This window comes from Vibrio injensis (genome assembly GCF_001895205.1).
GTDB classification, from domain to species: domain Bacteria; phylum Pseudomonadota; class Gammaproteobacteria; order Enterobacterales; family Vibrionaceae; genus Vibrio; species Vibrio injensis.
The window spans coordinates 1-12,151 of the sequence record NZ_BDJF01000027.1 but is presented as its reverse complement, the minus strand read 5'-3'; the positions used below and the strand labels follow the sequence as shown (position 1 = coordinate 12,151).

The window sequence follows — 12,151 nt, the reverse complement described above, 5'->3', positions numbered from 1 at the left end:
TCGGATCAGCCGATAAGAATAAGTAGGTGCCAAGGTCGCACCACATAAGCAAGGATGTTGTATGAGTTTCTGTGCCAATTTATTACTGCAAGCATTACGCCAAAAATTAAAAGAAAAAAATGTCACTTACAGTGAGTTATCGGAGAGAATTAACGTTCCGGTATCAACACTGAAACGCCATTTTCATAGTCAATCAATCAGTCTCGATAAACTACTTGAATACGCATCGATCCTAGACACTAACCTTGAAGAACTGGTTCGCTTGGCGGGTGAAATTCATAGTGATAGTTTAGATTTAAGTGGTGAAAAGCGAGATGAGCTTTTCTTTGAATATCCTTTTCTTTATGACTTCTTTAACGAAATTCGAGTAAAGGGCAAACCTGTTGAACAGGTGAAGCAGGAAAACCAGCTTTCCGATCAAAGTGTTTATGTCTATTTGCGGGCACTAGAGGTGATGGGGCTGATAGAGATTAAGCCGCACAACTCGGGGATCAATTATCTGACTCCGCCTTACTACTCATTCCATGAGGGCTCAAAACTTGATCAACTGTTTACGAGCAAGTTAAAGCAGGATGTCTTTGCTAACTGCCATATACCTCAGCTTGGTTTATGTCGAGTGACGTTAACAAATGAGCAAACGAAACAGTTAGCGGATCTGTTGTATGAGAAGATACAACAGTTTCATTTTCAAAATAACAAACTGAAAAACAGTGAAGCGCTGCGGAAAAATCTTTTATTTGCGGTCACTGAAGGAAACGGTTTTTGGTTATCGGAAGGGATAAAGGAGATAGAGCCAACCTTTTTGAAAATTCTCTCTGAGCGGATTGGCAAATAGGCATGAAGATGAAGTATTTACTCTAAGTTAAGGTTACTAATAAAATAATGTTTTATTGGTAACCATTTGTTTATTAATTAAAAATCGCCTATAGCATACAGTTGTGCGCTCGAAAGTGTTTGCGGATTAGTGTGAAGTGTCTCAAAATTAACAAATTAGCAGTGTTTCTTTGTTAGGAATGAGGTTCTGATGAAAGTAAGCGATCTTTTAAAGCATCGTGCTGAAAATTTAGTCAAGACTACGGAATTTAAGCAATGGATGTCGCCAGTGGTACGTGAATACTGGGATGGTTTTTTAGATAGAGCGAACAGTCGTCAGCTTTTTTCGTGGGTGAAAGAATTTCATCAGCCGGCGAATGAAGATACTCAGTTACCTACTGAAATTGTTTTAAAGCCAGAAGCTCAAGCGCTTTATCATGAGTTGACGGATAAGTTAGGTGAAGTTATCCATACTGGGCAGTGGTTAGCCGTCGATCAGCAGCGCATTAATCAATTTGCCGACGTGACGGAGGATCAGCAGTGGATTCATACCGATCCAGAGCGAGCTGCCGTAGAGTCTCCATTTAAAACGACGATTGCTCATGGCTTTTTAACCTTATCCCTATTGCCAAAATTGACCGATAGCGTTGATGCCAATCAACCGCTTTTTCCGACGGCGAAAATGGTCGTTAATATTGGTTTAAATTCAGTACGATTCCCTTATCCAGTCAAAGCAGGGAATCGTCTTCGCGCTGTCAGTACGTTACTCAAAGTCACGCCAGTGAAAAAAGGCTTAGAGATTGAACGTGAAATTAAAGTAGAAATAGAAGGCATCCGTCGCCCCGCATGCGTGGTGGTTTCGGTCATTCAACTGCACTTTTAATTCTACCTATATGACAGTGATAAAAAGGGGAAGCCGATGCTTCCCCTTAGTTTTTATACCGATTTGGTTTTTAGACTGACTCGGCGTCGATATTATCGGCCAACGTTGCTAGCTCAGCAAAGGTTTGGGTTGGTTTCGCAACAATACTGCGATTGTCTTGATTAACCTCGGTTAAGACGACTTCTAATGTGTCACCCAATCGATAGATTGGCTTATCATCAATCACTAAGACTCCTTGCTCACTATGACAAACGATTCGCTCTTTATTGTCGACAATGAGTGTGGCCGGAATGAAAGCACTTGCGCCATTTTCGAGTAAGCGAACTCGCATACCCGCTCGGTTAATATCAAAAATTTCAGCAGTAAAGCGGGTCTGTTTGCTCGGCTCTTCGGTAAGAGTACGTGTATAGAGCCAGTCGGCAACATTTCGCTCGGCTATTTTATGATGTTTACGATGTATAGCTAGCTCTTCACCCAATTGCTCATCAGGCCATTGCTCGGGATCTGTACCGAGAATATGAGCTTTTAACAGACGATGATTAACCATATCACCATACTTACGGATTGGTGATGTCCATGTCGCATAGATATCCAGCCCCATTGCGAAATGAGGTAAAGGTTGATTGCCAATCTCGCTGTAGGTTTGCCATTTACGCAGACGATTATCCAGATAAGAAGTCGGTTGGCTGGCCAACCAGCGTCGTAAGGCAGAAAATCCTTCTAGACTGGTTAGTGAAGCTTCATCAAACTCAGCACCGTGTTCTTTAATAAGCGCAATAACATCGGTAATTTTATCGTTTTTAAACCCGGCATGAGTGTTAAATACGCCAGTTGAAAAAGACGATTGCAGTATTTTACCTGCACAAATATTGGCGGTGATCATCGCTTCTTCAACGAGGCGATTCGCGCTACGACGCTTATCGGCGTGAATAGCGATAACATCGTTATCTTCGCTGAGTTCAAAGCGATAATCTGGTCTTTCTGGGAAAACTACGGCATGAGTTTCACGCCATTGGGCGCGAGCTTGAGAAAAGGCATACAAATCCTGAACCACTTGCGCAATTTCAGAGCTTGGTTGCCATTGAGATTCACCGGTTTCTAACCAGTCTGATACCTCATCATAGATAAGACGTGCTTGTGATCGGATATAAGCTGCAAAAAAACGAATACTCTCACTATTAATTACGCCATCTTTATCGACTGTTAAGGTACAGCACAGAGCTGGACGAGTTTCATTCTCGATCAGTGAGCAAAGATTATCCGCTAATTCACGCGGTAACATAGGAATATTGCGCCCAGGAAGATAGATAGTAAATCCACGCTCGCGTGCGACGTTATCCATACTGTCATTAGCGGTTATATACGCAGTGGGATCGGCAATCGCTATCGTGACATCAAATCCGCCATCTTGGCGCTGAATCGCGTATAAGGCATCGTCCATGTCTTTGGTTGATTTACCATCGATAGTCACAAACGGTAAATGGGTCAAATCAATACGCTGTAAATCGGCGTGATCGTGCAGTGTCCAATCATCCAAACCGAGAGGTTCACAATTAGGTAAATCATTCTCAGCTAAGGTAACCCACCAAGGGGCAATTTTATCTTCTGCATCGGTAATTTTTTGAGTGATTTCAGCTAAAAAACCAGTATCGCCTTTGAGTGGGTGACCGATTAATGTGGCTACTACCCAATCACCTTCTTGTACATCTTGTGGATTAATGCCTTTTCGGGTTTTGGCTCGCAGCGGGAGTTTCTTCAGTTGAGGATGATCAGGGGCAACGTTTATTTTACCTTTATGAATTTTTATACGGCCAATAAAACGTGTTAACGATGGCTCTAACAATTCTTGTGGTTCAGCGACTTCACGATCATTTTCGGTACGAATGATCGCTATGACTTTATCACCATGCAGGCATTTTTTCATATAGGGTGGTGGGATAAAGACACTGTTTTTGCTATCTATTTCAAGGAAACCAAAGCCTTTTTCGGTCGATTTGATCTGGCCTTCTTTTTTGGGTAAGTTTTCTTGAATTTGTTGTTTAAGTTGAGCAAGAAGTGGATTGTCTTGAAACATGTTTAATTGTAACCCTTTAATTCTTAAAGTGCGATTGGGTTCCCTGTCACTGCCTAAAAGCGATTCTGAGAATGTTAAATAGGTGGCTTACTCGCGGGGGATATTGATCAATCTGTCATGATCTACATGGTACTTGGCAATACGCTAAAAGTATAGCGCACTCTTTCGTTTGCAGTAGATGGCTTATCGTCTAGAAGATAGGAATTAATGCTGGGGATGCGCGGCAGTATGGTGTTAAAGCGGATAATACCCTCTCCGAAGAGAGGGTATTGGGATCTCTTATTTAAGAATGATTTGTACTGAACGCTCGATATCAGCACTGCCTTGAGTTAAAGGACGAGAGTCTGCGACCGATGATACATTAATTCTCTTAGCATCAATGCCTTGAGATTGAAGATATTGAGAAACCGCTTGAGCACGTTGCGCTGAAATCTTGTTATTGATCGCATCAGAACCAGTGCTATCTGTACGGCCGATTAGATGAGCAACCAACGCTGGATTAGCTCGCATCACATCAACAACTTCACCAAGATAGAAGTAAGAGAGATCTTCGAGTGTTGATTTACCTAAAGCAAAAGGCAGTAGGAAATCAGTACGAGCTGGCTTAGCAACTTCAACTTGAACTGGGACTTCAATGACTCGCTCTTGAATCACTTCCACCTGCTCAGTGACCACTCTTGGTGTTGCTGGTTGGCCAAATTTATACGCCATTCCCCAGTAAATCTGGTGTAGATGCGGGTTGCGGCCTTCTTTTACTTGTACACGGTCATAGTAGTCGTAACCTACTTTTGTTGAAATTGCATTAGTAAGTTGATACTCAAGACCAATGCCTACCGAACCAGTAAATGTATCTGTTTTTATATTGGATGTGTTGTCATCAGAGTAAATATAAGAAGCGCCTAATTTACCAAAAACAGAGAGGTTATCCATGAACTCATATTGACCTTTGAATCCCAAAGATCCGATATGTAGCTTATCAACACCTAAGCGATGCACATAGTCATAACCAGTATAAACTCCCCAGTATTGGTTAACATCGTATCCTAATTCAAGTTTAGGACTGATGGCTTTATCTCTGTGCCCAGTGATGGATTTTCCATCTGCAGTTGTCACGCCAGATGCTGCCCCAATCCACCAGCCTGATGAATCGATCGCTGAATCAGAATGAGTCTCGGCATTAACGCTGGCGGCTGTCATCGCTAATGCAGCGATGATGGAAAGAGAGACCAGATTTTTTTTCATTACTTATCCTTAAAATAATAACGACTTACTTCTATTTCTTTAATTATTAACAAATGTGTTAAAAAACACTGTTCAATAACGAGTTGCCACTGCTTTATGCGGAATTAGATCAACCATTTCGCTAAGTCCTAGTCATTATTCGGCAAGTATGCATGATTAGATATCAGTGAAAGAGACAGCAGGCGTAGGAAAAATCCGCTTTGTTTTTCGGTTCGATGTTTCAGCATGTTGGTCATGTTGTGAGATCAACGAGCGGATTAGCACTGTTAGACATATAGATTGGATGACACCGATGAGTCACTTTGACGGGGAGCAGGGGGGATGTGAATGAAGTTTCTGCAAAGAGTGAGTTAAGTTCATACAGATTGTATCTTTTGTCATCTTTAGGAAAAAATATGTGATGAATTTCAATTTTTTCTGGCTTTTTTTATGCTTTTAGTGAATAATCCGCCTCCCTTAGATGTCCCTAGTGGCTTGATGCTTTTTGAGACTCATCCGCATCTGAACGGAATCAGCTCTTCTTTTAGGATTGGTTGGAAATGGTATAGCACGTGGGACCTTAGTTATTTATTCTTTTAGTGGGATCCACATGCAAGATACCGTTATTCAATTTAGTGATTTAGCACTAAACAGCACACTCCTTTCTGCCCTAAACGAAATGGGCTTTGTTACTCCAACTCCAATTCAAGCTGCCGCCATTCCTCTTTTATTAGCAGGTCGTGATGCATTAGGTAAAGCGCAAACCGGTACCGGTAAAACGGCAGCCTTCTCTTTGCCGCTTCTTAATAAACTTGATCTTGCTCAGTACAAGCCACAAGCGATTGTTATGGCGCCAACTCGTGAGCTAGCAATTCAAGTTGCTGCGGAAATTAAAACCCTTGGCAAAAATGTTAAAGGTTTGAAAGTATTAGAGATTTACGGTGGAGCTTCTATCGTTGAGCAAATGCGTGCTTTAAAATCAGGCGCTCATATCATCGTTGGTACCCCTGGCCGTGTTAAAGACTTGATCACACGTGAACGTCTGCACTTAGACGAATGCCATACTTTCGTACTAGATGAAGCCGATGAAATGCTAAAAATGGGCTTTGTTGATGACGTAACATGGATCATGGAACAATCGCCAGAAACAGCTCAGCGTGTATTATTCTCTGCCACGATGCCCCCGATTGTTAAAGACATTGTTGACCGCTTTTTACGTGATCCTGCACGTGTTGACGTGGCGGGTTCAAACCAAACTGTGGCAAAAGTTGAGCAGCAATATTGGGTTGTTAAAGGTGTAGAGAAAGACGAAGCCATGGCTCGTCTACTTGAAACTGAAGAAACGGACGCTTCTATCGTGTTCGTTCGTACCCGTCAAGATACTGAGCGTTTAGCCGATTGGTTAATTGCGCGTGGCTTTAAAGCCGCTGCTTTGCACGGTGATATTCCTCAATCGTTGCGTGAGCGTACGGTTGATCATATCAAACAAGGTGTGATTGATATTTTAGTAGCAACGGATGTTGTGGCTCGTGGTCTTGATGTGCCGCGTATCAACCATGTATTCAACTATGATATTCCATTCGATGTTGAATCTTACATTCACCGTATTGGCCGTACTGGTCGTGCTGGACGTAAAGGTAAAGCGATTTTGTTGGTTCGCACCAACCAAATTCGCATGCTGCGTACCATTGAACGAGTAACACGTACTTCTATGGAAGAGATCCAGCTACCTCATCGTGATAAAGTGGCTGAATCACGTCTAGCTCAGCTAGGCCTTGAGTTAGAAGCGGATAAAGATCATGCCGCACTAGAAAAATTTGCTGAATTGGTTGAGAAATTGCAAGCATCATTAGATGTTGACGCAACGACACTAGCAGCAATTTTGCTTAAGCGTCAGCAGGGTAAACGTCCACTGTTTTATACCGGTGAAGATCCAATGCTAGCGGCGATTGAGCGTGATAAATCTCGTCGTCGTGATCGTCGTGAATCAGGTGATGGTCGTAGCGACAGTCGTGATGGCCGCCGTGAATTTGGTAGCCGTGATAACGCTCGTCATGTTGATTGGGATACTTATCAATTACAAGTTGGCCGCGATCAAGGCGTACAAGTTAAAGATATCGTAGGCGCATTAGCTAATGAGCTTGGTTTAACCAAAGGCTCAATCGGTGCGATTAAATTAGCTCAAGGCCATACGTTTGTTCAGTTACCAAAAAGCATGTCTAGCGACGTGACCGGTAAATTACGTAAACTGCGCATTCGCCAGAAAGAAGTGGGTGCCGTTGTCTGTGATTTTGATGACTTCCGCGAGTCACGTGGTCGTCGTCCAGAAGGTAATCGTGATGGCGGTGGCTATCGTGGCGCTCGTGATGGTGCTCGTCCAGCACGTAGCGATTCTCGTCCTCCTCGTGAAGGTGAGCGCCGTTTTGACCGTAACCGTGGCGCTGATGGTCGTAGCAGCTATCGCGGCGATCGCCCAAGTACTTCAAGCCGTCGCCCTAGCGAAGCTTAATTACTACTGATATTAAGCCCGTAGTGAAATACTACGGGCTTCTTTATTTGCTTTCGCATTCATCCTTTACATTAAGGATGTGACCTAGGTACAATCGCCCAGCGTTGATGATCCGGTATTCGTGTTACCGAGTGACCATCGATGTTTACTATTAACGTACTGAACACGTGTTGCTTGGTGTGCAACACCACTGTAAGGATTATTCATGCCTATTATTACTCTTCCTGACGGCAGTCAGCGTCAATTTGACCATCCAGTATCGACCATGGACGTTGCTCGATCTATTGGTCCTGGCCTTGCTAAAGCAACCATCGCAGGCCGTATCGATGGCCGACGCGTTGATGCTTGTGATCTAATTGAACATGATGCAAGTCTTGAAATTATTACTGTTAAAGATGAGACTGATGGATTAGAAATCGTTCGTCACTCTTGCGCGCATTTATTAGGGCATGCTCTTAAGCAGCTTTATCCGCAAGCAAAAATGGCTATCGGTCCAACCATCGATAGTGGTTTTTACTACGATATCGATCTTGATCATTCACTCTCACAAGAAGATCTTGAACGCATCGAACAGCGGATGAAAGATTTGGTTAAAACCAAATACGCGGTTGTTAAGCATAAAGTCAGTTGGCAGGAAGCACGAGATACTTTTGAGTCTCGTGGTGAACCTTATAAGATCGAAATCTTAGACGAAAATGTTGCTCGTGATGATCGCCCTGGTCTTTATCATCACGAAGAATATATCGATATGTGTCGGGGTCCACACGTACCTCATATGGGTTTTTGTCAGCATTTTAAACTGCTCAGTGTTGCTGGTGCGTATTGGCGTGGTAACAGTGATAACAAAATGTTACAACGCGTTTATGGTACGGCTTTTCATGATAAGAAAGCACTACAAGCACATTTAACTCGTTTAGAAGAAGCGGCCAAGCGTGATCATCGTAAAATTGGTAAGCAGCTTGACCTCTTTCATATGCAGCAAGAAGCACCGGGAATGGTTTTCTGGCATCATAATGGCTGGTCTATCTTCCGTGATTTAGAAGTATTTATTCGTCATAAATTGAATGAGTATGGCTACCAAGAAGTGAAAGGTCCATTGATGATGGATCGCGTTCTATGGGAGCGTTCTGGTCACTGGGATAAATACGCGGATGCAATGTTTACTACATCATCAGAAAATCGTGAATATGCGATTAAGCCGATGAACTGCCCCGGTCACGTACAAATTTTTAATCAGGGTTTGAAATCATATCGTGATTTACCCTTGCGCATGGCCGAATTTGGTTCGTGTCATCGTAACGAACCTTCAGGTTCATTACATGGTATTATGCGTGTACGTGGATTCACTCAAGATGATGCGCATATTTTCTGTACTGAAGATCAAATACAGCAAGAAGTAACATCGTGCATTCAAATGGTGTACGACACGTATAATACCTTTGGTTTTGAAAATATTGCGGTTAAACTATCTACACGTCCTGAAAAACGAGTAGGCAGCGACGAGATCTGGGATAAGTCTGAAGAAGCTCTGAAACACTCGCTTGAAGCAATGGGCATTGCCTATGAGATTCAAGAAGGTGAGGGTGCTTTCTATGGTCCTAAAATTGAATTCACATTGTACGATTGCTTGGATAGAGCATGGCAATGTGGCACAGTTCAATTGGACTTCAATCTTCCATCACGCTTAGGTGCAACTTACGTCGGTGAAAGTAATGAGCGCTTAGTCCCGGTTATGATTCATCGTGCGATTTTAGGCTCTCTTGAACGCTTTATCGGTATTCTCATCGAAGAATATGCTGGTTTCTTCCCAACGTGGTTAGCTCCTGAACAAGCGGTGGTAGTCAATATCACCGATAAACAGGCTGATTACGCTCAAGAAGTCGTACAAAAGCTACAAAAATGTGGCATTCGTGCGAAAGCGGACTTGAGAAATGAGAAGATAGGCTTTAAAATCCGCGAACATACTTTAAAGCGTGTACCGTATATGCTCGTTTGTGGCGACCAAGAAATGGAAGCCGGTGAAATTGCAGTACGTACTCGAAAGGGCAAGGACTTAGGTAAATTTAAATTGGATGATTTCGTCACTCACATCCAAGCCGAAGTTTCTAGCCGTCAGCTCAATCTGGAGGAATAAACTATTAAAGGCGGAAGACGTGGCCAACAGCCGGCCAAACCAAACCAGCACCGTTTAAACGGTGAAATTCGTGGCGTTCGTGAAGTTCGTTTAACTGGCGCAGATGGTGAATCCGTTGGTGTTGTATCAATCAGTGAAGCACTAGAAGCGGCCGTAGAAGCTGGTATGGATCTTGTAGAGATCAGCCCTAACGCCGAGCCACCAGTTTGTCGTGTGATGGACTATGGCAAATTCCTCTTTGAAAAGAGTAAAGCTGCTAAAGAGCAGAAGAAGAAGCAAAAACAGGTCCAGATTAAGGAAATTAAATTCCGTCCTGGAACTGATATTGGAGACTATCAGGTAAAACTACGCAACCTGACTGGTTTCCTCGAAGAAGGCAACAAAGTGAAAGTAACTATTCGCTTTCGTGGCCGTGAGATGGCGCACCAAGAAATCGGCGTTGATGTTTTGAATCGTTTGAAAGAAGATACCGCCGATATTGCGGTAGTAGAATCTTTCCCGAGCAGAATTGAAGCACGTCAGATGATCATGATGCTTGCCCCTAAAAAGAAGTAATTAACGGCATTACAAGTAATAAAATCTAGCCTTTAAAAGCTAGGTTTTATTCGCCCTAATTACATTGTTATTAAACTACTACAATGCGGAGTTATTCATCATGCCTAAGATGAAAACCAACAAAGGTGCTGCTAAGCGTTTTAAGAAAACAGCTGGTGGTATTAAGTACAAGCACGCTACTAAACGTCACATCCTGACTAAGCGTACTACTAAGAACAAGCGTCAACTACGCCCTAACTCAATCCTTCCAAAATGTGAAGTGGCTGGTGTTATGCGCATGTTGCCATACGCTTAATTCTTTTTAGTTTATTTATCGTTTAGTTTAGGAGAGACATAATGCCTCGCGTAAAACGTGGTGTACAAGCTCGTGCACGTCATAAGAAAGTTCTAAAACAAGCTAAAGGTTACTATGGTGCACGTTCACGTGTTTACCGCGTAGCTTTCCAAGCCGTTACTAAAGCAGGTCAATACGCTTACCGTGACCGCCGCACTAAAAAGCGCCAGTTCCGTCAGCTATGGATCGCGCGTATTAACGCTGCATCTCGTCAAAATGGTCTATCTTACAGCCGTTTCATCAATGGTCTTAAGAAAGCATCTATCGAGATCGATCGTAAGATCCTTGCAGATATCGCAGTGTTCGACAAAGCAGCATTTTCTGTTCTTGTTGAGAAAGCGAAAGCTGCCCTGTAATAGAGTTTTAACTGTTTAATCGAAAGGAGAGCTTGTAAGCTCTCCTTTTTTATAAGCGAGATAAAGGACTCAATACTCCGTTTGCTCCTCTATCCAATACATGGGTATAAATTTGTGTCGTTGAGACGTCAGAATGACCAAGCTGCTCTTGTACCGTTCTAATATCAGCTCCTGATTCGAGAAGATGGGTCGCAAATGAGTGTCTTAGTGTATGACAAGAAATCGATTTTTTAATTTCAGCTTCTTTTACTGCTCTTTTTACGGTTCGTTGTAATGAGGTTTCATTAATATGATGCCGACGTAATAAGTTGCTTTCCTTATCAACCGATAATGCGTTAGATGGAAATAAGTAATGCCAATGAAATTCGAATGGTGCAGTTGGATATTTACTATTTAATGCGCTAGGCAACCATACGCCACCATAACCTTTCGTTTCCATATCTTTATCGTAGTATCGTTTTGCGAGTGATATTTGTTCCTTGATTAAAGGGTGTAATTCTTTGGCTAATGTCACTGTTCGATTTTTTCCTCCTTTTCCCTGCCATATTCTTAATGCCCCATAATCAAAATCGATATCTTGTATACGCAAGCGAACGCATTCCATCAATCTTAGTCCTGAACCATAAAGTAGTTTGATGTGAAGCTGATACTTAGGGTCAACATGATTGAAGAAGCGTTTTATTTCTTCTCGCGTCATGACTATCGGTAGCTTTCTTTCCAATTGAGATTTTTGGAATTTCATTTCCAGTGTCAATGGCTCTTTTATTATTTCTTTATACAAAAAACTCAGAGCATTCAACGCTAATGATTGTGTTTTGGTTGCTACTTTTTTCTCAACAGCTAAGTAGGTTAAAAACCGTTCGACATCACGAGAGCCTAATAGATTAGGGTGAGTTTTATTATGAAAGACCACATATTGCGTTATCCAATGTATATAAGATTCTATAGTTTTGTTAGCATAATACCTGACTTGCATATATTCCTTTACGCTAAGTAAAAATTGAGATTTCATAAGACAATCCTTTGCTGTTTTTATATACAGTGGTGTTGATTTTATGGGCTGTCAATAACTAAGTGGCATTTTGCTGTTTATTTAGACCTGCTTCTCAATGTGATGATGTATAACATGATGAATTAGATGGTTATTATGCTACGATTGTTCAACCTTTGAACCCAAAAGGTGGCGGTAGCGTTGAAGAAAACACGACATGTTTCAATGTAATAAGCGTTATGTTTTAAATCAGGTTCAGAGAATCATGGAAGAAAAGAGTC

Annotated in this window: 10 protein-coding genes; 7 read left to right on the top strand and 3 right to left on the bottom strand. The window is 42.2% G+C overall.

Features of this window, described 5'->3' with window-relative positions; all coding sequences use genetic code 11:
• Positions 1 to 61: 61 nt before the first annotated feature.
• Positions 62 to 835 (top strand): helix-turn-helix domain-containing protein, encoded by a 774-nt coding sequence (locus tag BSR11_RS12205; RefSeq protein ID WP_072670635.1) that lies wholly within the window; start codon positions 62 to 64, stop codon positions 833 to 835.
• 189 nt (positions 836 to 1,024) lie between these two features.
• Entirely contained in the window at positions 1,025 to 1,696 is a 672-nt protein-coding gene (locus BSR11_RS12200; protein WP_072670634.1) for a MaoC family dehydratase, read from the top strand.
• Positions 1,697 to 1,766: 70 nt separating this feature from the next.
• Here the strand turns inward: BSR11_RS12200 and rnb are convergent, their stop codons facing one another.
• Together rnb and BSR11_RS12190 are read right to left on the bottom strand one after the other, a co-directional pair.
• The gene (gene rnb / locus BSR11_RS12195; RefSeq protein WP_072670633.1) at positions 1,767 to 3,770 is read right to left on the bottom strand and encodes an exoribonuclease II; all 2,004 of its coding nucleotides are present in this window, start codon (positions 3,768 to 3,770) and stop codon (positions 1,767 to 1,769) included.
• 279 nt (positions 3,771 to 4,049) lie between these two features.
• Positions 4,050 to 5,012 carry an OmpA family protein gene (locus BSR11_RS12190; RefSeq protein ID WP_072670632.1) on the bottom strand — a complete coding sequence of 321 codons (963 nt, stop codon included), beginning with the start codon at positions 5,010 to 5,012 and terminating at the stop codon, positions 4,050 to 4,052.
• Positions 5,013 to 5,601: 589 nt separating this feature from the next.
• On the opposite strand from BSR11_RS12190, the gene BSR11_RS12185 reads away from it, so the two are divergent.
• The 5 genes from BSR11_RS12185 (at position 5,602) to rplT (ending at position 10,879) form a co-directional block, all read left to right on the top strand.
• Positions 5,602 to 7,500, top strand: coding sequence for a DEAD/DEAH box helicase (locus tag BSR11_RS12185; protein ID WP_072670631.1), 1,899 nt, complete (start codon positions 5,602 to 5,604; stop codon positions 7,498 to 7,500).
• Positions 7,501 to 7,705: 205 nt separating this feature from the next.
• On the top strand, positions 7,706 to 9,634 hold the full coding sequence (thrS, locus tag BSR11_RS12180; RefSeq protein ID WP_072670630.1) for a threonine--tRNA ligase: 1,929 nt from the start codon (positions 7,706 to 7,708) through the stop codon (positions 9,632 to 9,634).
• Positions 9,635 to 9,637: 3 nt separating this feature from the next.
• Positions 9,638 to 10,189, top strand: a complete 552-nt coding sequence (gene infC, locus BSR11_RS12175) for a translation initiation factor IF-3 (protein ID WP_072670629.1) — start codon at positions 9,638 to 9,640, stop codon at positions 10,187 to 10,189.
• A gap of 100 nt (positions 10,190 to 10,289) precedes the next feature.
• On the top strand, positions 10,290 to 10,484 hold the full coding sequence (gene rpmI, locus BSR11_RS12170; protein WP_004397162.1) for a 50S ribosomal protein L35: 195 nt from the start codon (positions 10,290 to 10,292) through the stop codon (positions 10,482 to 10,484).
• Between the two features lie 41 nt (positions 10,485 to 10,525).
• Positions 10,526 to 10,879, top strand: a complete 354-nt coding sequence (gene rplT / locus BSR11_RS12165; RefSeq protein ID WP_004397165.1) for a 50S ribosomal protein L20 — start codon at positions 10,526 to 10,528, stop codon at positions 10,877 to 10,879.
• Positions 10,880 to 10,928: 49 nt separating this feature from the next.
• Here rplT and BSR11_RS12160 read toward each other — a convergent pair whose 3' ends face one another.
• Positions 10,929 to 11,891 (bottom strand): integron integrase, encoded by a 963-nt coding sequence (locus BSR11_RS12160; RefSeq protein ID WP_072670628.1) that lies wholly within the window; start codon positions 11,889 to 11,891, stop codon positions 10,929 to 10,931.
• Between the last annotated feature and the right edge of the window lie 260 nt (positions 11,892 to 12,151).

Coding starts and splice junctions, on each gene's coding strand:
- BSR11_RS12205 (WP_072670635.1), top strand. CDS start 62: ATGAGTTTCTGTGCCAATTTATTACTGCAAGCATTACGCCAAAAATTA.
- BSR11_RS12200 (WP_072670634.1), top strand. CDS start 1,025: ATGAAAGTAAGCGATCTTTTAAAGCATCGTGCTGAAAATTTAGTCAAG.
- rnb (WP_072670633.1), bottom strand. CDS start 3,770: ATGTTTCAAGACAATCCACTTCTTGCTCAACTTAAACAACAAATTCAA.
- BSR11_RS12190 (WP_072670632.1), bottom strand. CDS start 5,012: ATGAAAAAAAATCTGGTCTCTCTTTCCATCATCGCTGCATTAGCGATG.
- BSR11_RS12185 (WP_072670631.1), top strand. CDS start 5,602: ATGCAAGATACCGTTATTCAATTTAGTGATTTAGCACTAAACAGCACA.
- thrS (WP_072670630.1), top strand. CDS start 7,706: ATGCCTATTATTACTCTTCCTGACGGCAGTCAGCGTCAATTTGACCAT.
- rpmI (WP_004397162.1), top strand. CDS start 10,290: ATGCCTAAGATGAAAACCAACAAAGGTGCTGCTAAGCGTTTTAAGAAA.
- rplT (WP_004397165.1), top strand. CDS start 10,526: ATGCCTCGCGTAAAACGTGGTGTACAAGCTCGTGCACGTCATAAGAAA.
- BSR11_RS12160 (WP_072670628.1), bottom strand. CDS start 11,891: ATGAAATCTCAATTTTTACTTAGCGTAAAGGAATATATGCAAGTCAGG.